The following is a 17,279-nucleotide window of genomic DNA, read 5'->3' as shown; positions in this document are numbered from 1 at the left end:
TGACTACGAAACTGGTATATGTTGTCCACATCACATTCGGTAAGGAGTAGTGCGATGACGAACGGATCCCCCAGCACTGACCCGCAGAGCCCCGAGGCACAGACGGCGACCCCCGGCGCACGAGTCAAAGACGCAGTCGCGGTCCCCTCACCGCACACACCTGGCCCCGGCGCCGCCGCTGCGCCTGCACCGGCAGCCGGCGGTTCTGATCCGGCCCCGGCACCTGCCGACGTCGACCCGCCGCAGGTCGAAGTGGCAGTGGCCACCGACGCCGCCTACGCTGGCAAAGAAGCCGACAGCGTCCAGCTGCGTCGACCGCTGCGCAACGTCTCCGAGGTCCGGCACTTCTTCCGCACGAATCAGACCCCGATCTTCTTCGTCGGAGCCACGCCGTTCAACCTGCTCGGACTCGACCGGTGGGTGCGCAACTTCTCGTACATCACCTACTACGACGGCTGGGACGGCGGTCATCCGCGCGTCTTCTCCCCGCGCTACAAGCCCTATGTCGAGTTCGAATCGGGTGAGGCGATCAACAACTGGCTGCTGCTCAACGCCGAGGTGCGTGCCCATATGACGCGCAATGTCCCCCACGGTGAGCGGGTCAAGGTCGCGATGGTCTTCTTCGACGAGGAGACCGAGCGGATCTGCCGTGAACTCGGCTACGACCTCATCCTGCCGTCGGCAACCCTGCGCAATCAGCTCGATTCGAAGATCGAGACGACGAAGCTCGGCAATGAGGCCGGTGCGTTCTCCGTCCCGAACGTGCTGACCACTGCCGACACCTATGAAGAGCTCAATGAGCGGGCCGCCGAGGCGGGGCTGGGCACGGATCTCGTCGTGCAGACCCCCTACGGTGATTCCGGGAAGACGACGTTCTTCATCTCCGATGTCTCGGGCTGGGAGGCGCACAAGGACGACATCATCGGCGAGCAGCTGAAGGTGATGAAGCGGATCAACAACACTCCGGTCGCCGTCGAGGCGGTCATCACCTCCAGTGGTGTCGTCGTCGGTCCGTATCTGACCGAGCTGGCCGGCTTCGCCGAGCTCACCCCGTACAAGGGCGGCTGGTGCGGCAACGAGATGAAACCCGATGTCCTCAACGCGGAGCAGCGGGCGCAGACCCGTGAGCTCGTGCGCAAGATGGGCGAAGGCCTGCGCAAACGCGGCTATCGTGGGTTCTTCGAAGTCGATGTCCTCGTCGATCTCGACAGCGACGACTGCTACCTCGGTGAGCTCAATCCGCGCATCTCCGGGGCCTCGGCGATCACGAACGTCACAGCCGGCGCCTATGCCGATGTGCCCCTGTTCCTGTTCCACCTGCTCGAATACCTCGACGTCGAATTCGACCTCGATGTCACGGAGATCAATGAGCGGTGGGAGGAGCTCTCCGGCGCCGACGAGTGGAGCCAGATGATCATCAAGGAGACGGCTCCGATCACCGAATACATCACGCATTCCCCGCTGACCGGCCAGTACTATCTCGACCAGTACGGGACGCTGACGTACAAACGTGCGGCACTCGACTGGCACCCCCTGCAGAACGGCAGCGAGGTGTTCTTCCTGCGCATCTTCGGGGCCGGGGACTACCGGTGGAAGGGTGCGGACCTCGGAGTCCTGGTGACGAAGAATCCGCTGCAGACGAACGTCGGCGGGCCTGATGCGCTGAGCATCCGGGCCAAGCACTTCATCGATTCGATCAGGGCGATGTACGCCGGAGTTCCGGTCGTCGCCGACGATCCGTCTCCGGCCCTCGGCGGCCCCGGAGCCAAAGGCGACTGAACTCAGCGCCGCTCCCTTGAACGCGAAGAGCAGATACACGCGAAGCGCGGAGCCGCCTCGGTGATAATCTCAACACGACCCGAGGCGGCCCTCAGCTGCCCTCCGCGGAGCCGTTCCGCGGACAGACCGATGCAAGATTCAGAGGAGAAGAGTGATCGAACCGTCACCGGACCAGACCGCGGCCACTCCCCCGACCGACCAGCCCGTGACCCCATCGGCACCCGTGGACCCTGCGGCAGGAATCGACCGGGACAACTGGCAGGATCCCGACAATGTGCGCTGGTCGTTCCAGAACGTCGCACGGGTCCTGCCCACGACGCCGATCTCCCGGGGCACCGGTCCGGTGGCCGAGCTGCCCGCCGACCCGCAGGATCTCGGCGAGGTCGAGGTTCCCGCGACGGAGTACTCGGAGGCCCGCAGCGTCCGCAGCGTCATCGATTCCACCGACACGGATGCCTGGATGCTCATGCACAACGGGACCGTGCTCACCGAGGAGTACTTCGGGGAGATGACCGCGTCGACCGAGCATCTGCTCATGTCGGTGTCCAAATCGCTCGTCGGCACCGTCGCCGGTGTCCTTGCCGGTTCGGGTGACCTCGACCCGAACCGCCTCGTCACCGATTATGTGCCCGAACTCGCCGAGTCCGGCTACGCCGGTGCCACCGTGCGCCATGTCCTCGATATGCGTTCGGGCATCCGTTTCTCCGAGGACTACCTCGACCCGAAGTCCGAGGTCCGGCAGATCGAAGAGTCGATCGGCTGGTCCGAGGCGAAGCGGGAGAACCCGGGCATCGGCATGTACGAGTTCCTCACCACCTTGGAGGCGAAGTCCGAGCACGGCGGTGTCTTCGAATACCGGTCGTGCGAGACCGATGTGCTCGGATGGGTGTGCGAGAAGATCGCCGGCGAGCGCATGCAGTCGCTCATGTCGCGGGTGCTGTGGTCTCGGATCGGCGCCGAACAGGACGCGATCATCGCCACCGACCAGTACGGGGTCGGGATGTTCGACGGCGGAATCAACACGACTCTGCGCGATCTCGCCCGGTTCGGCTATGTCTACACCAACCGCGGGCAGTCGCTGACCGGACAGCAGGTGGCGCCGACGACGTGGATCGGCGATACGCTGACCACCGCCGAGGACGTGCGTCAGGCGTTCGCCGATGGGCCCGGAGACAATCGGATGCCGGGCGGGGCGTATCACAACCAGTTCTGGTTCCCGTTCCCCGATTCTCATGCGTTCCTGGCCCTCGGCATCCATGGGCAGATGATTTATATGAACCCGGGTGCCAACGTCCTCGGGGTCAAGCTCTCGAGCTGGGGGCTGCCGCAGGATGCGACGAAGCTGTTCCCGACGATCCGCGCCTTCGAGGCTCTCGCGAGGGCCGTCAACTCCCCCGCCGCGGAGTAGCCGCCGAGCACAGCCGGACCATCCCGCACCGCTGCCTGCACAACCTCGCGGTGGTGGCTTCTCCTACACGTGCGTTGGCACTCGTCACCGTTCCTCGCAGAGCGCCCTGTCGCAGGGGGTGATTGTGCGAGGAACGGTGAGGGATGGTCACTTCCCTGCCTGAAACTCAGCTGACGCTGAGCCCGGATGTGCCCGAATCGCCACAGGTGTCGCCGGATCCGCACACCGAACCGGTCTTCGCGGCAACCGGACGTGGCAGAATCGTGGTGTATCGACAACGCTTGTGATCGCCTGAGCGCGAAGGAGAAACACGATGACCCCGATTCGCCGGTCCACCTGGATGCCCCGCCTGCTGACGGCGGCCGCTGGAACCACTCTCGCGTTGTCCCTGACTGCTTGCGGAGGATCCGGAGGGGACAAGCCCGCCGAGGATCAGAAGTCCGAGGCCGCGCAGACCGAAGAAGGCGGATTCGGCGGAGGAGCCGTCGAATCGAAAGAGGCCGACGCCCCCGGATCCGAACCCGCCGAGGCGGAGCCCACAGACACGAAATCCACCGACCCGTACGCTGACGCTGCGAAGACCACGAGCTGGGCCAGCGACGACGGGATGAAGATCGACAAGAAGGGCAATGGAACCGTGCCTGCTTCATCGATCGAGGCCGACCTCGTCGACCTGTTCGAGAACAAACTCGATTTCACAGTCAAGAAGGCCGAGTGCGCAACGGATATGGATCTCACAGAATGGTACGGATTCGAAACGTGCAATGTCACCGTCAAGGACAAAGAAGCCCTCAAAGGTGAGAAGACGTACTACGGAACAGTGAAGATCGTCGACCACAAGGACAAGATGGTCAAGTACGAACTCAAGTTCCCCGGCATCGACAAGGAAGACTTCGACTTCAAGGACTGATCACCGAGGAGGCCCCGCCCCCGGTCATCGATCGGTTCCTGAGATTGCGACTGCACACTCATCGTCGCCCGTACGACCTTCGTCCGTGCGGGCGACGAATCGTCTCCGCGGATGTCCGGACGAATCGGTGACGACAAAGCCGCCGGCCGCCTCGGCGGGTGATCGGCTCTCCCCGTCCACGGCACGCTCGGAGAGCTCAGCCGAACCCGGGGCCGCGGTCTCCGAACTCCGGGCGCTGACCGGCTCATCCAGGGCCTCTCGGATGATCCGGCGCGGATCGTGCTGTCGCGGATCAAGCGTTCTCCAGTCCTCGGTGCCCATCGATTCGGCGGCCCGAGTCCGCGCCGTGTCGACCTGAGCACGGAGCAGGCGGGCGAGTTCACCGAGCTTCTGCGCGTAGTGGGGCAGACGCTGCACGCGATGACGAGTGCGGCGAGGAACAGCAGCGCCATCGGGGCCGCGACGAAGAACATGGAGAGCACGTCGGAGGCCGGGGTGACCAGCGCGGCGAAGACCACGATGGCCACGATGGAGACTCGCCAGGCCTTCGCGATCGATCGAGCAGAGAGCAGGCCGATGAAGTTGAGGACGACGAGGAAGACCGGAAGGACGAAGGCGACTTCGGTGGCGATGACGATCTTGAACACGAAGTCGAAATAGTAAGACGCCTGCAGAAAGGTGCTGTCCTCGCTCGAGGCGAACGAGGTGAGCACCTCGACCATCCGCGGGAAGATGTACAGGCCGGTGAGACAGCCGACGACGAAGAGGGGCACCGCGGCACTGAGGAAGCCGAACGCCACCTTCTTCTCCTTCGCCGTCAGTCCCGGGGTGAGGAATCCGAAGATCTCCCCCAGGCATACCGGGCTGGAGAGGGCGATCCCGGAGTACACGGCAATGCACAGCTGAAGGTCGAAGGCGCCGGTGACGCTGTCGTAGTTGAGCGAAACGCTGCGGGATTCGGCGAGCTCGGTGATCGGGGCCCGGAGGACGTCCATGACGAAATCGGACGTGAGATAGCCGATGACCGTGCCGATGAGCAGCGCCACCACCGCGCGCACCGCCCGTGTTCGCGCCTCCCGCAGGTGCGCGGACAGCGGCATCTTCTCCGCGGCGGTGCTCATGAGTGGGGTTCCGTCTCATCACCAGACCGCGAGTCGGATGATTCGTCCTTGAGGATGCGCACAGACTGCCCGAGGCTCTTGGCGAGCGCAGGCAGCTTGGATGCGCCGAAGACGAGGATGATGATGGCGAGGATGAAGAGGGCGTGCCAGCCCGTGAGGTTGTGCAGGATGATGGTGAGCCTTTCTCGGAGTTGTCAGGGCTTTTCGGGGGCACCGTCGGGTGGGGCTTGTCCTTCACCGCCGCCTCCCGGGGCTGCGCCGCCGGTCGGTTCGGTGTCGGTGTCGACGGGAACATCGAGCGTGGCGGTGTATCCGGAATCCGTGTCGCCGCTGATCGTGGCGAGTTGCTGCTCTCCTCCGTCGTCACCGAAGACGTTGTCGTCGTCGAGTGAGATGGCAGAGAGGCTCTTCGCCGATCCGTCGTAGGTCTCGAGAGCGAAGACTGCATTGCAGGCGTCTTCGGGCAGCGCCATCTGCGAGGTGGCGATGGCGTGCTCGGCATCGGTGATCGAATCGACGTCCGGGTAGACCTCGAAGTGGATGTGGGTCCAACGGCCGGAGTAGCAGCCGGGGAATACGGAGGTGAAGGTGACTTCTCCTGCTGCGTCGGCGACCTGGACGCCGCGCAGCCAGGTCGCGTCTTCGACGCCGTCGGAGTACATCGAGTAGCGGCCCTGAGCGTCGCAGTGCCAGGCGTAGACGGCGGCGCCTTCGAATGGAGCATTGTCACCGGCCATATCGGTGACCTTGAGGGTGAATGTCAGGGGCACACCGTCGACGGTGTCGGTCCCGTCGATGTTCGAGAGGATGTCCGAACGCACGATTCCGGATTCTTCGAGGATGTCCGGTCCGTTCGATCCGTCCGCCGGATACGGACCGGCCGTTTCGTCGGGGATCTCGGTGACCGATCCGCTGCCGCTCGAACTCGATTGCGTCGATCCCATGGCCCCGGAGGTGCAAGCGGCCAGGGCCATGGTGCCGACGCCGGCGCGACGAGCCCGAGAACTCCTCGCCGGCTGAAGTGGGTGCGGATGTCGAAGGAGGCGCCTTGGTCGACGACCTCTTCGTCGGGACGGTCGAGGAGCCTGCCTTCGTAGGCGGGTCCTTTGGGGGTCCGGTCCGGTTCGGGTACGTGAGCCTTGAGCTGTCCTGCCTTCGATGATGTGTGATGACACCATCGTGGTGACCGGCTCTGGCGTGGGACTGTGGCGTTTCTGGGCCGCGGCTGTGGATGCTCAGTCGGTTTGTGTTCCGTCCCACCAGTCGAGGGCTCGCCGGGCTTGCAGGGTCACCCATTTCGAGGGGTCGCGGACCGGAGCGTCGACGTGGAACCAGACGTCGGCGTCAAGGCGATGGTCCTGAGTGCAGGTGCCGTCGTCCGAGCGTCTGTCCCTGACTATGCCGACCGCCTCTTCCAATAGCGGGGGCGCCCCGCAGGATGAGTCGGCGGTCGCTGCCGGGTGTGTTGGGAAGAGAGGCTCTTGCCGACGTTGTCACTGCGCTTGTGCCGTCTGTGGCGTATATCACAGAGTAAGGCCGACATGGCCGGAAGGAGTCGCGCAACACAGCCTCAAGGAGTTCCCGGACGCAGAAACTCCCCCATCGGATTCGTCATCCTGATGAGGGAGTTGATCGGTAGCGGGAGGGGGACTCGATCCCCCGACCTCACGATTATGAGTCGTGCGCTCTAACCAGCTGAGCTACCCCGCCCCAGCGCCGCATTCTAGGCGGCACGAGAGCCCCGAAAGGGAATCGAACCCTTGACCTTCTCCTTACCATGGAGATGCTCTGCCGACTGAGCTATCGGGGCAACAGGTAAGAATTTACACGGGTTCGCTCACTCTGGGCAAATCGGGTGTCAGTGACGTCACTCACACGTCTCGCGATCTCCAGCCAAACCTCACACAGAGCTCCAGCCTGAACCGCCTTCACCAGGAAAAACACTCATTCCACGGGGTCGAATCGCCCCGCAAGGTAGCCCTGCAGACGACCGGGATGGTTCGTGATGATCCCGTCGACCTCGGCCCCGAGGAGCTCCCTCCATTCGTTCATCTCGTCGGCAGTCCAGACGAAGACACCGAGGTCGTTGTCCATAATCTCGGTGACGACGGATTTGCGCATGGAGAACCCTTTGTACGAGGGGTTGATCGCCACCGCCCCGAGATCGCGAGCGATCTCGATGTCCTCGGGTTTCGGAACCATGCGCAGGAGGAAGCGAGCCACCATCGGCAGCATGTCTCGACAGGTCTCAAGTGTTTCGAGATTGAACGACTGGACGACCATCCGGTCGGCAATGCCGGTCTCCACCACCAGCTCCGAGATCCTCGCCACCGCACCCGATGACCACTCTCCTTTGAGCTCGAGCAGCAACTCACCGCCTTGGTGCTGGATATCTCGCATCACGGCCGACAAGGTCGGTATGCGGACTCCATGGAAGCCCGGCCCCATCCACGAGCCGGCGTCGACGAACGACAGCTCTTCGGCGGTGAGATTGACCACGGGGCCCTTTCGGTTCGTGGTTCGGTCCAGGTCCGGGTCGTGGAGGATGACGGGGACGCCGTCGGCGCTGGTCGAGGTGTCGACCTCGATGAGATCGACACCGAGGGCGCGTGCGGCATCGACCGCGGCCAGGCTGTTCTCGGGAACCACGGCGGAATAGCCGCGGTGGGCGATCACCAGTGGGCGGCTGCCGGATCCCGGGCGTTCGACGATGCCCCGCTCGTGGAGGAACTGCTGAAAACTCATGGCTTCAGCCTATGCCCTGAGAGCACAAAGTCGCATGACAGGCGGTCGCACTTCCACGGGTCAGCCGCGGAGGCGATGCCGCCGTCGAGCGGAACGCACCGCGGACGCGGCGCGGATGATGGGAACTCACCTCACTTTCGACACAGGCACGACTGCAGCGGATATCTTGTGCGGTACCTCAGTTCCTAAATGCGAAGGTTCACCATGGAAGCTGAAGATCGGCGTAGTCCCTGAAACGGTGATCGAGGATTCACTGCTGCTTCAGGCATACACCTTCCTCGTTGCACCTCTGCTCTTCCACATGGGCTCGCTGATCCCACAGCCAGTGATGCTCAAGCCCGCGCCATCGTGTTCTTCCTCAGCAGCCGGCTCATGTCCGCCTACCTATGGCACGTGCCGGCCATCATCCTGCTCACCGGAATCCAGCTGCTGTGGCACCCGATGCCCGATCCCGGCACCGGAGCCTGGTGGCTGACCTGTCCGGTCTTCGTCGTCGCCGTCGCCCTCTTCGTCGTCCAGTCCCTGGCGATCTCGAGCTACGGACTCGACCTGCCAATGGCCATCCTCGGCCTGGTGTGCACCACGATCGCCGTCAACCTCGCCGAAGACAGCGCCACCGCTCGTTCCCGCATCAGCGACGGAAACGAGGCCACCATCGCCGAGGGGAACCCGCCGACGCCTGATCGGCGGGCTGGTCCCCGGGTTCCGCCTCGGTGACGGCGTCGTACTTCTTCGCATTCCGACGCCGCCGCCATGCGGCTATCTCGTTTTCCACGTTGCGAGGCGGAGTGAACACGGGCGGACCCTCGCGCAGATCCATCACGGCCTCCCGCACCCGGGCGTTGAAGCCGGCGAGGTAGTCGCGGACGTCAGATTCTTCGGTGAAGGCGTCGACGGTGTCCTCGAGGACGGCGTTCTCCTTGCGCAGCTGGAAAGCGGCCGGAGCGACACCGTTGATGCCCTCGGAATCCATCTTCTGCTTGATCCACCAGTCGGGATCGGATGAGCCGTGCAGACCGGTCAGCGGTTTACCGCGGCCCGGCAGATCGTCGAAGTCCCCGCGCTTGATGGCTCGGTCGAGAGCGGATTCGACGACAGCGTTGCGGTCCTCGAGCGAATTCAAACGCCGAGGCGGCTGCGCATCGTCCGTGTCATCGCTCATCGGTTCGGCCCTCCTCGGCGGAGCATTTCCGCTTTGTCCTCACACGGTAGGCGTCGGTCGGGCGACTGGGCAAGGGAACAGGTGGAAAATGAGAGAAGCTCCGTGACCTCTCGGTCACGGAGCTTCTCCGTTCTGCGTGGCAGATATAGGATTCGAACCTATGAAGGCAATGCCGGCTGATTTACAGTCAGCTCCCTTTGGCCGCTCGGGCAATCTGCCGCAGTCAGCGCTCGATGAGCACCTGAAAAGAATACAAGGCCCGGACCCGAATCTCCAACTCGGTAGACGCAGATCACAATTCGGGGCCTCGACTAGACTCGGACCCAACAGCCACGCCCGTTTCAGGCGGGCATCACCGATTGCAGACAAAGGAGCATTCATGGCCAGCGAATCCTCATTCGACATCGTCAGCAAGGTCGACCGTCAGGAAGCCGACAACGCGCTCAATCAGGCGGCGAAGGAGATCAACTCCCGCTACGACTTCCGCGGCACCGATGCATCGATCGCCTGGAGCGGGGAAGCCGTGCAGATGAAGGCCAACAGCGAGGACCGAGTCAAGGCCATCCTCGACGTCTTCCAGTCGAAGCTGGTCAAGCGCGGAATCTCGCTGAAGTCCCTGGAGGACGGTGAGCCGTACCCCTCCGGCAAGGAGCACCGAATCGACGCGTCCCTCAAAGAGGGCATCGACAAGGACAATGCGAAGAAGATCTCGAAGATCATCCGCGACGAGGGCCCCAAGGGCGTCAAAGCGCAGATCCAGGGTGATGAGCTGCGCGTGAGCTCGAAGAAGCGCGACGACCTGCAGGAAGTCATCGCCCTGCTCAAGGGACAGGACCTAGACGTCGACCTGCAGTTCACGAACTACCGCTGATTGCCAGCGCACCACACCGGCCCGATCCGCACTGCTGAGTGCGGACCGGGCCGGTGTCGTATTCGCCCGTAACGCTGTGATCCGCAAGAGGCCGGTCAGTGTTCGGGGAGTTCGAGCGGGATGTAGTACAGACCCTTCGAGTCCTCTTCGACGCTGGCCCGGAGGCGATCGTCGAGGTGGATGAAATCATTGACCTTGATGGTGCCCTTCTGGCCGCTGAGTTCGCGGATGGCGAAGGCGGGGATGAGGCCCTGGCGTCCCGAGCCGTCGACGGCGAGCGCGTATTTCGGGCCGGTCGCGCGGACCCGAACGTCGATGCCCGTGTCCTGTTCCCGCAGTTCGTCGAGTTCGACGACGGGTTCCGGGTTCGTCAGCGCGGTGAGCTCGACGGCGAGGGTATCGGCCATGTCATCGACGGTCGCGAGCATGTTCGCCATGGCACGGGCGAATTCGCCGTGCAGCTTGCTCGGCTTCATCGCAGCGCCGGGTTTGTACATGTCCTCATGGGTCAGTTCGCTCCAGGCGTCCTGGAGCCGGGTCTTGACCTGGATCTCGGCGAAGACGGGCGGCCCTTGGTCAGACGGGATGCGCAGGATGACGTGGCAGGCACGGTAGCCGCTGGCCTTCGGCGGGTCCGTGTAGTCTTTCCACTCAATGAGTTCGAACGCGCCAAGCTGATCGGGATCGCGCAGCGCGGCGAACATCATCGACTGGTCACGCGGTGATTTGCACAGCACCTTGACGCCGACGATGTCGCGGATCTGGTCTTCGACATCCTCGGCGGAGGTGATCGTCAGATCTGGATCGTCGTCGGTCTTCTCCGTCAGCTTCGCCAGGGTCCGTGCCGCGTCCTTGATCCGATGACCGTCGACGTCGAGGCGGGAGATGTCCTTGTCCTTGAGCAGGCCCTTCTGCTGTTCGGTCAGCCAGTGTTTGATCCGCACCGCCGCCGTCTGCCAGGCGTTGAGCCGTTCGACATAGGCACGTTCGACGATCGTTTTGAGCTGCGATTCGTTTCTCACGCGGTCTCCCCTGCCGGCCTTCAGCGCAATGGTCCACGCTCGCGGGTGCGATCTGCTGCACGCTGGTGCGACTTGGTGTGCGCTGGCGTGGTCTGGACGTCTCCGACTCTACGCGGTGGAAGCATCAGCCACCGGCAGCGACTCGTCTCCCCGTTGCAACGGGAAGAGAAGGCACTGCCGGTGCCAGATGGCCCCAGTAGTGGAGGAAGTAAGGCTAAGCGGAGGGTAAGGCACGAACGGTGCAGGATGCCTAAGCCCTGGGAGGTGCCACGGTCGTGCGTGGCGCTCGAACGGCGCGGGAGGCCTCAGCTATGTGTGACACTCCGACGGCGCGAAGAGCGCCCGGTGGCATACCTCAGCTGCCGGCCGTCGGCTGGCCGACGGATTCGGCGGTGACGTGTCCGCGCGCCTCGGCGAGCATGGCTTCACGGGTGGCGAGCTTGATCCGCTCACGTCCCTCGACCTCGCCGGCCGCCTTCTCAGCGGCCTCGACGCGGTGGTAGCCCTCCCAATCGGCGTAGTCGATGCCCTTGGATTCGAGGAGTTCGATGATGGCCGATTCGTCCGGATACACCGGATCGGTGAGCGCACCGGCGGCACGGTCGTCGAGGATGTGGCCGATGGTCTCGAGCGCATCGCCCTTCGTGTGGCCGATGAGCCCGACGGGTCCGCGCTTGATCCACCCAGTGGTGTACACGCCCTGAACGACATCGGCCTCGGCGGCCGCGGTCTGGTCATCGGAGTCGACGACGCGACCCTCGTGGTTCGGGATCACACGCTTGCGATCGTCGAAAGGCAGCTGCGGCAGCTGAGTGCCCGCATAGCCGACGGCACGGTAGACGGCGTCGAGCTCCCAGTCGTGGAAGCTGCCGGTGCCGTTGACACCGCCGGAGCCGTCGAGTTCCATGCGTTCGGTGCGCAGCCCCGTCACCTTGTCCTCGCCGAGGATGGCGACCGGTGAGTGCAGGAAGTGCAGGTGGAGACGCCGCTTCGCTCCGGTGGGTTCGCGCATGGTGAAGTCCGTAAGCGTCTTCGCGACCTGCTTGGTCTGGTTGCTCGACTCGATCGCCTGCATCGACCCTTCGTCGAACTCGAAGTCCTCCGGGTAGACGATGAGGTCGACGTCCTTGACGGCGCCGAGTTCGCGTAGCTCGAGCGGGGTGAACTTAGCCTGAGCAGGTCCGCGACGGCCGAAGATGTGGACATCGGTGACCTTCGACGACTTCAGTCCTTCGTACACGTGATCGGGGATCTCCGTGGTGTGCATATCGTCGGCCTGCTTCGCCAACACGCGGGCGACGTCAAGGGCGACGTTGCCGTTGCCGATGACGGCGACGCGCTCGGCATCCAGCGGCCAGGACTGCGAGACGTCGGGGTGCGAGTCGTACCAGTTGACGAAGTCCGCGGCGCCGTAGGATCCGGGCAGATCGATGCCGGGCAGGTCAAGGGCGGCGTCGACGAAGCAGCCGGTGGAGAAGATCACCGCATCATAGCGGTCGGTGAGCTCTTCGAGGTGGAGGTCGACTCCGTACTCGACATTGGAGAACAGGCGGATGTCGCCTCGGTCGAGGACCTTGATCAGGGCGTTGATGATGCCCTTGATCCGCGGGTGGTCGGGAGCGACTCCGTAGCGGACGAGCCCGAAGGGAGTCGGCAGACGATCGAAGAGATCGATGCTCAGATCGAAGTCACGCTCCGCCTTTGTCATGAGATCGGCCGCGTAGATCCCAGCAGGACCGGCGCCGACGATGGCCACCCGGAAGGGACGAGTCATTCTCACACCTCTCTGTTCAGTCCCACCGAGTCTATCGTCAATGTAGGTCATCCTTACAATGACGTGACCAAACTCGCATCACCGCCGCCTGGTCAGCAGACTGCATCCCTCGCCGCCCTGCCATCTCACGGGCGGTCCCGCCGGCTCCCCCGAGCCCAGCCCTCACTAGACTGAAGCATGTGAGCCAGAACCCTGCCCCCGATGAGAGCGCAATTCGCCGTGCCGGCCTGATCAACGGATTCTCCGCCTACCTGCTGTGGGGCGTGATGCCGCTGCTCTTCGCCGCCGCTGCCCCCACCGGCGCTCTCGAACTCGTCTCCCATCGAGTCATCTGGTCGCTGGTCTTCTGCGCCATCCTCCTCGTCTTCACCGGCGGGTTCCTGCGCACCTGGCAGATTCTGCGCTCACCGCGCCTCTTCGGCCTGCTGCTTCTGGCCTCGGTGCTCATCGCCATCAACTGGACGACGTTCATCTACGGGGTCGAAACCAACCAACTCGTCGAGATCTCACTCGGCTACTACCTCAACCCGCTCATCTCCATCGGTCTGGGCGTGGTCTTCCTCGGTGAGAAGCTGCGTCCACTGCAGTGGACGGCCGTGGGCTTCGGTCTGCTCGCGGTCATCATCGTCGGCATCGGACTCGGCCGAGTCCCCTACCTCGCATTCACCGTCGCCCTGTCCTTCGGCCTCTACGGGCTGGTGAAGAACAAGGTCGGCAGCCGAGTCGGCGCACTCGAAGGCATGACTGTCGAAAGCCTCGTCCTCGCCGTTCCCTCGACGATCTACCTCATCGTCCTCGGCTCGCTGGGGCTGCAGACGTTCTCCGGATTCGGCGGCTGGCACGTCTTCGTCATCATCATCACCGGGCCCGCCACCGCGATCCCGCTCATCCTCTTCAGCGCCGCCGCCCGCCGCATCCCGCTGTCCTGGGTGGGCATGCTCCAATATCTCACCCCGACCATCCAATTCACCCTCGGCGTCACGGTGCTCGGCGAGATGATGTCGATGACCCGCTGGATCGGATTCTTCGTCATCTGGATCGCCGTGATCCTGTTGTGCACGGACATGATCCGCCACAGCCGGCGCCGCTGACCCCGACACCTCCCTATTGCTACCTGACGGCGGCTCAGCAACCTCGCGCGAGGTTGCTGAGCCGCCGTCAGGTAGTAATTGGGTCGGGTCCGGATTTATCCGGTCGGATCGTCTCCAGCCATTGACACCACCTCTGGCATCATGGTTCATTAGTTAAGTAACTAACCAACTCACATGGAGCCGAATGTGATCGACGACGCCAAACCCCTGTTCACTCAGATCGCCGAGAAGGTCGAGGACTCGATCCTCAACGGCACCCTGCCCGAACTCTCCCGAGCACCATCGACGAACGAGCTCGCGACCTTCTACTCCATCAATCCGGCCACCGCCGCCAAAGGCATCAACCGGCTCGTCGACAAAGGCGTGCTGGAGAAGCGTCGCGGCATCGGAATGTTCGTCACCGAGGGGGCCCGCGCTCTGCTCATCAACGAACACCGGACCACCTTCTCCGAGAACTTCATCAGCCCCCTGCTGAATGAGGCCAATCGCCTCGGGCTGGGGTCGAAGGACGTGATCGCGCTCATCGAAGAGCGCTCCCGAGAACTCCACCTGACCACCGCACTCGATCCGACCGCAGCGAAGGGATGACCCATGAACGCCGTCGTCGAGGTCCGCCGCCTCACCAAGACGTACAAGACCACCACTGCACTCGACGATGTCAGCCTGAGCATCGATGAGGACTCGATCTACGGTCTGCTCGGACGCAACGGCGCCGGCAAGACCACGCTGATGTCCATTCTCACGGCCCAGAACTTCGCGACCAGCGGCGACGTCGAGGTTTTCGGGGAGGACCCGTATGAGAACGCCCGCGTGCTCAATCGCATGTGCTTCGTCCGCGAGAGCCAGAAGTATCCGGACGATTCGAATGCCCGGCATGCCCTGACCAACGCCCGTCTGTTCTTCCCGCACTGGGATCAGGACTTCGCCGACCAACTCGTCGCTGACTTCGATCTGCCGCTGAAGACGCCGATCAAGAAGCTCTCCCGCGGTCAGCAGTCCGCCGTCGGAGTCATCATCGGCCTCGCGTCCAGGGCCGAGATCACGTTCTTCGATGAGCCCTACCTCGGCTTCGACGCCGTGGCCCGGCAGACTTTCTACGACCGTCTCATCGCCGACTACGCCGAATTTCCGCGCACCATCGTGCTCTCGAGCCACCTCATCGACGAGGTCGCCGATCTCATCGAGAAGGTCATCGTCATCGACCACGGCCGGATCATCATGGATGAGACCACCGAGGAGGTCCGCAATCGAGCGGTCAACGTCGTCGGAGACGCCGACGCGGTCAATCGGCTCGTCGCCGGTCGCGAAGTCATCCACCGCGAATCGCTCGGCCGAGTCGCCTCGGTGACGATGCTCGGCCACCTCAGCAATGCCGACCGCGAACTCATCGCCGACGCCAACCTCGACCTCACTCCCGTCTCCCTGCAGCAGCTCGTCGTCTGCAGCACTCAGACGGACCTCGCCGAGTCATCAGCAGCGGAGACCGACTCAAGGAGCCTGCAATCATGACCGCCGTCATCGACCACCCGCCTGGAGCCCGCACGTCACGACCGAAGAACCGGATCCTCGGCGTCGTCCGTCTGCAGTTCACGAACACACAGACCTTCGTCTGGGTGCCCCTGCTCATTCTTGTCGCCGCGTGGCTCATCACGCTCATCATCTATTGGATCATCGCCTCCGCAGGCGTGGACTCCCAGATGTACAGCGGAGGTTCGCAAGCGCCGCTGTGGTACTTCGCCATCGTCGGTGCACAGGCGGTGAACCTCACGTTCTACTTCTCCCAGGCCATGAGCCTCACCCGACGGGAGTTCTGCCTCGGCTCCCTCACGGCGGCTGCGATCAGCGCCGCGGGCATCTCCGCAGTCTTCGTCGTCCTGGGACTCATCGAACAGGCCACCGACGGTTATGGCTTAGGCGGCTACTTCGCCTACCTGCCGTGGGTGTGGGAACACGGTCCACTCGGTGCCGGGTTCGTCTACTTCGTGCTCACAATGCTGTGCTTCGTCCTCGGCTTCTGGTTTGCGATCTTCTACAAACGCGCCGGCGCTCTCATCCTCACGATCTCCCTCACCGGCATCGCCTTGGCACTGCTGGCCGGAGCCGCGTGGATCAACGTCAATCGGGCCTGGCCCCAAGTGTGGGCGGCGATCGTGGGTGCGCAGGCAATCGGCCTGGCCCTGTGGGCACTGGGGCTGACCGCGGTCTTCGCCCTGGGCTCGTACCTCACGCTTCGTCGCCTGACGACATAGTCCGCCGATGCCCTCGCCGAGGCGGTCCTACCCTCACCGAGGCGGAGCGCCGCGGTCAGCAGCTCAGCTGAGCACCGCGAGCACTCCCCCGGCCAGTACCGCGGCAACCGCCACGGCCGCTCCCATCGCTGCCGTCGTCTTCCACCCCATCGCCTTGCCGACCATGACCATCGAGGGGATGCTCAGAGCCGGCAGAGCGATGAGCAGGGCACCCGTGACACCGGCCCCGACCCCGAGGGGAACGAGGGTGAGGATGATCGGGATCTCTCCGCCGGTGGGGATGACCAGCAGGGTCGCCACAACCGCCACGATGAGCACAGCACCGGCACCCAACAGGGCTTCGAGCCCGAAGACACCGGTCAGCCACGGTGCGATGAGCCCGATGACGAAGACGAGCGCGAGGTGTTCGGGCACGAGGATGAGGGTGAACCTGGCCAAGGACCGCAGGTAGCGCATGGGAAGAGACAGCAGATTCGCCGAGGCGGGTGCGGGCCCGGGTGCCGCCTCGGCGGGTCCGCTCACCCACCGTCCGATGAGCGCGGCGGCACCGACCGCGACGAGGAGCGCGAAGACGATGCGCACCGCCATGTACTGCCACGGCAGGACGAGGGCCAAGAAGATGATGACCGCGGGATTGAGCAGCGGATTGCCGACCCAATAGGCAAGAGCGGCCGAACGGCGCACACCCGAGTCCCGCAGGCCCGCGGCCACCGGTGCCGCACAGCAGGTGCACATCATCGACGGCGTCGACAAGGCGGCGCCTATGAGGGACTGACCGGTGTGGCTGCGGCGGTTGAGCAGCCTCAGCAGCCAGTCACGTGGCACCAGAGCGTCGATAGCCGCCGCGACGAGCAGCGCCACCAGCAGCGCCTTCCACACGGCGGTGAAATACACGAGCGTGAAGTCACACGCGCCCGACAGCGACACCGTGTCCCCGGCGGCATCGAACAGCGGGGCACCGTCCCACAGAGACGTCTGACTCATCGTCCACGCCTTGTCCCAATACGGCAGCCATTTCGACCAGCTCAGACCGACGACGAGCAGCGCAGCGAGTACGCCGAGGCCGATCCAGTCGGCGGCGCCGAGCCTCTGCGGAGTCCGAATCGGTGCCGAAGCTGAGGTCTGCGTCATCGCGGTATTTCCTTTG

Annotated in this window: 17 protein-coding genes and 3 tRNA genes; 9 read left to right on the top strand and 11 right to left on the bottom strand. The window is 64.1% G+C overall.

Annotation, left to right across the window (positions count from 1 at the left end; all coding sequences use genetic code 11):
* The first annotated feature begins 54 nt into the window (after nt 1-54).
* The 3 genes from LJ362_RS04650 (at nt 55) to LJ362_RS04640 (ending at nt 4,097) form a co-directional block, all read left to right on the top strand.
* Nucleotides 55-1,779 (top strand): biotin carboxylase, encoded by a 1,725-nt coding sequence (locus LJ362_RS04650; protein ID WP_264800993.1) that lies wholly within the window; start codon nt 55-57, stop codon nt 1,777-1,779.
* Between the two features lie 151 nt (nt 1,780-1,930).
* Nucleotides 1,931-3,187 carry a serine hydrolase domain-containing protein gene (locus LJ362_RS04645; RefSeq protein WP_264800992.1) on the top strand — a complete coding sequence of 419 codons (1,257 nt, stop codon included), beginning with the start codon at nt 1,931-1,933 and terminating at the stop codon, nt 3,185-3,187.
* Nucleotides 3,188-3,500: 313 nt separating this feature from the next.
* Nucleotides 3,501-4,097 carry a hypothetical protein gene (locus LJ362_RS04640; protein WP_264800991.1) on the top strand — a complete coding sequence of 199 codons (597 nt, stop codon included), beginning with the start codon at nt 3,501-3,503 and terminating at the stop codon, nt 4,095-4,097.
* Here the strand turns inward: LJ362_RS04640 and tatC are convergent.
* The 6 genes from tatC to LJ362_RS04610 all read right to left on the bottom strand — a co-directional run bounded on the left by tatC (nt 3,998) and on the right by LJ362_RS04610 (nt 7,963).
* Nucleotides 3,998-5,218 (bottom strand): twin-arginine translocase subunit TatC, encoded by a 1,221-nt coding sequence (gene tatC, locus LJ362_RS04635; protein WP_264800990.1) that lies wholly within the window; start codon nt 5,216-5,218, stop codon nt 3,998-4,000. The two genes, LJ362_RS04640 and tatC, sit on opposite strands and share 100 nt — an antisense overlap.
* A complete protein-coding gene (locus LJ362_RS17075) occupies nt 5,215-5,313 on the bottom strand; it encodes a hypothetical protein (RefSeq protein ID WP_413774243.1) in 99 nt (32 codons plus the stop codon). Before LJ362_RS17075 ends, tatC begins: the two co-directional genes overlap by 4 nt.
* A 99-nt stretch (nt 5,314-5,412) precedes the next feature.
* Nucleotides 5,413-6,192 (bottom strand): intradiol ring-cleavage dioxygenase, encoded by a 780-nt coding sequence (locus tag LJ362_RS04625; RefSeq protein WP_320109153.1) that lies wholly within the window; start codon nt 6,190-6,192, stop codon nt 5,413-5,415.
* Between the two features lie 662 nt (nt 6,193-6,854).
* Nucleotides 6,855-6,928 (bottom strand) — tRNA-Met (locus tag LJ362_RS04620).
* A 27-nt stretch (nt 6,929-6,955) separates the two neighbouring features.
* Nucleotides 6,956-7,028, bottom strand: a tRNA-Thr gene (locus tag LJ362_RS04615).
* Nucleotides 7,029-7,162: 134 nt separating this feature from the next.
* Nucleotides 7,163-7,963 (bottom strand): glycerophosphodiester phosphodiesterase, encoded by an 801-nt coding sequence (locus LJ362_RS04610; protein WP_101546776.1) that lies wholly within the window; start codon nt 7,961-7,963, stop codon nt 7,163-7,165.
* A 372-nt stretch (nt 7,964-8,335) separates the two neighbouring features.
* Here LJ362_RS04610 and LJ362_RS04605 point away from each other — a divergent pair, with 372 nt between their 5' ends.
* The gene (locus LJ362_RS04605; RefSeq protein WP_264800989.1) at nt 8,336-8,680 is read left to right on the top strand and encodes a hypothetical protein; all 345 of its coding nucleotides are present in this window, start codon (nt 8,336-8,338) and stop codon (nt 8,678-8,680) included.
* On the opposite strand, the gene LJ362_RS04600 is transcribed toward LJ362_RS04605, so the two are convergent.
* Entirely contained in the window at nt 8,595-9,125 is a 531-nt protein-coding gene (locus LJ362_RS04600; RefSeq protein WP_264800988.1) for a DUF1992 domain-containing protein, read from the bottom strand. The genes LJ362_RS04605 and LJ362_RS04600 overlap by 86 nt on opposite strands.
* Before the next feature lie 137 nt (nt 9,126-9,262).
* Nucleotides 9,263-9,344: transfer RNA gene (locus LJ362_RS04595), tRNA-Tyr, on the bottom strand.
* Between the two features lie 160 nt (nt 9,345-9,504).
* Between LJ362_RS04595 and LJ362_RS04590 the strand changes: the two genes are divergently transcribed.
* Nucleotides 9,505-9,996, top strand: coding sequence for a YajQ family cyclic di-GMP-binding protein (locus tag LJ362_RS04590; protein WP_025776659.1), 492 nt, complete (start codon nt 9,505-9,507; stop codon nt 9,994-9,996).
* A gap of 95 nt (nt 9,997-10,091) precedes the next feature.
* Here LJ362_RS04590 and LJ362_RS04585 read toward each other — a convergent pair whose 3' ends face one another.
* Together LJ362_RS04585 and LJ362_RS04580 are read right to left on the bottom strand one after the other, a co-directional pair.
* The gene (locus LJ362_RS04585) at nt 10,092-11,018 is read right to left on the bottom strand and encodes a GTP pyrophosphokinase family protein (RefSeq protein WP_101546780.1); all 927 of its coding nucleotides are present in this window, start codon (nt 11,016-11,018) and stop codon (nt 10,092-10,094) included.
* Nucleotides 11,019-11,373: 355 nt separating this feature from the next.
* Entirely contained in the window at nt 11,374-12,792 is a 1,419-nt protein-coding gene (locus tag LJ362_RS04580) for an FAD-dependent oxidoreductase (RefSeq protein ID WP_264800987.1), read from the bottom strand.
* A 179-nt stretch (nt 12,793-12,971) separates the two neighbouring features.
* Between LJ362_RS04580 and rarD the strand changes: the two genes are divergently transcribed.
* The 4 genes from rarD (at nt 12,972) to LJ362_RS04560 (ending at nt 16,132) form a co-directional block, all read left to right on the top strand.
* Complete coding sequence (gene rarD, locus LJ362_RS04575) at nt 12,972-13,883, top strand: EamA family transporter RarD (RefSeq protein ID WP_264800986.1); 912 nt, start codon at nt 12,972-12,974, stop codon at nt 13,881-13,883.
* Nucleotides 13,884-14,069: 186 nt separating this feature from the next.
* Complete coding sequence (locus LJ362_RS04570; RefSeq protein WP_172174274.1) at nt 14,070-14,471, top strand: GntR family transcriptional regulator; 402 nt, start codon at nt 14,070-14,072, stop codon at nt 14,469-14,471.
* 3 nt (nt 14,472-14,474) lie between these two features.
* Nucleotides 14,475-15,392, top strand: a complete 918-nt coding sequence (locus LJ362_RS04565) for an ABC transporter ATP-binding protein (RefSeq protein WP_264800985.1) — start codon at nt 14,475-14,477, stop codon at nt 15,390-15,392.
* On the top strand, nt 15,389-16,132 hold the full coding sequence (locus LJ362_RS04560) for a hypothetical protein (protein WP_264800984.1): 744 nt from the start codon (nt 15,389-15,391) through the stop codon (nt 16,130-16,132). Before LJ362_RS04565 ends, LJ362_RS04560 begins: the two co-directional genes overlap by 4 nt.
* A 63-nt stretch (nt 16,133-16,195) precedes the next feature.
* Here the strand turns inward: LJ362_RS04560 and LJ362_RS04555 are convergent, their stop codons facing one another.
* Nucleotides 16,196-17,263: a permease gene (locus LJ362_RS04555; protein WP_264800983.1), complete on the bottom strand. Its 1,068-nt coding sequence runs from the start codon at nt 17,261-17,263 to the stop codon at nt 16,196-16,198.
* Nucleotides 17,264-17,279: the final 16 nt, after the last annotated feature.

This window comes from Brevibacterium sp. JSBI002, assembly GCF_026013965.1.
GTDB lineage: Bacteria > Actinomycetota > Actinomycetes > Actinomycetales > Brevibacteriaceae > Brevibacterium.
Note: the sequence above shows the minus strand (reverse complement) of the source record. Positions and strands in the feature narration are given on the sequence as shown.

Excerpts from the sequence above, each read along its gene's own strand:
- LJ362_RS04650 (WP_264800993.1), top strand. The coding sequence starts at position 55 with ATGACGAACGGATCCCCCAGCACTGACCCGCAGAGCCCCGAGGCACAG.
- LJ362_RS04640 (WP_264800991.1), top strand. The coding sequence starts at position 3,501 with ATGACCCCGATTCGCCGGTCCACCTGGATGCCCCGCCTGCTGACGGCG.
- tatC (WP_264800990.1), bottom strand. The coding sequence starts at position 5,218 with ATGAGCACCGCCGCGGAGAAGATGCCGCTGTCCGCGCACCTGCGGGAG.
- LJ362_RS04625 (WP_320109153.1), bottom strand. The coding sequence starts at position 6,192 with ATGGCCCTGGCCGCTTGCACCTCCGGGGCCATGGGATCGACGCAATCG.
- LJ362_RS04610 (WP_101546776.1), bottom strand. The coding sequence starts at position 7,963 with ATGAGTTTTCAGCAGTTCCTCCACGAGCGGGGCATCGTCGAACGCCCG.
- LJ362_RS04605 (WP_264800989.1), top strand. The coding sequence starts at position 8,336 with ATGTCCGCCTACCTATGGCACGTGCCGGCCATCATCCTGCTCACCGGA.
- LJ362_RS04600 (WP_264800988.1), bottom strand. The coding sequence starts at position 9,125 with ATGAGCGATGACACGGACGATGCGCAGCCGCCTCGGCGTTTGAATTCG.
- LJ362_RS04590 (WP_025776659.1), top strand. The coding sequence starts at position 9,505 with ATGGCCAGCGAATCCTCATTCGACATCGTCAGCAAGGTCGACCGTCAG.
- LJ362_RS04580 (WP_264800987.1), bottom strand. The coding sequence starts at position 12,792 with ATGACTCGTCCCTTCCGGGTGGCCATCGTCGGCGCCGGTCCTGCTGGG.
- LJ362_RS04565 (WP_264800985.1), top strand. The coding sequence starts at position 14,475 with ATGAACGCCGTCGTCGAGGTCCGCCGCCTCACCAAGACGTACAAGACC.
- LJ362_RS04560 (WP_264800984.1), top strand. The coding sequence starts at position 15,389 with ATGACCGCCGTCATCGACCACCCGCCTGGAGCCCGCACGTCACGACCG.
- LJ362_RS04555 (WP_264800983.1), bottom strand. The coding sequence starts at position 17,263 with ATGACGCAGACCTCAGCTTCGGCACCGATTCGGACTCCGCAGAGGCTC.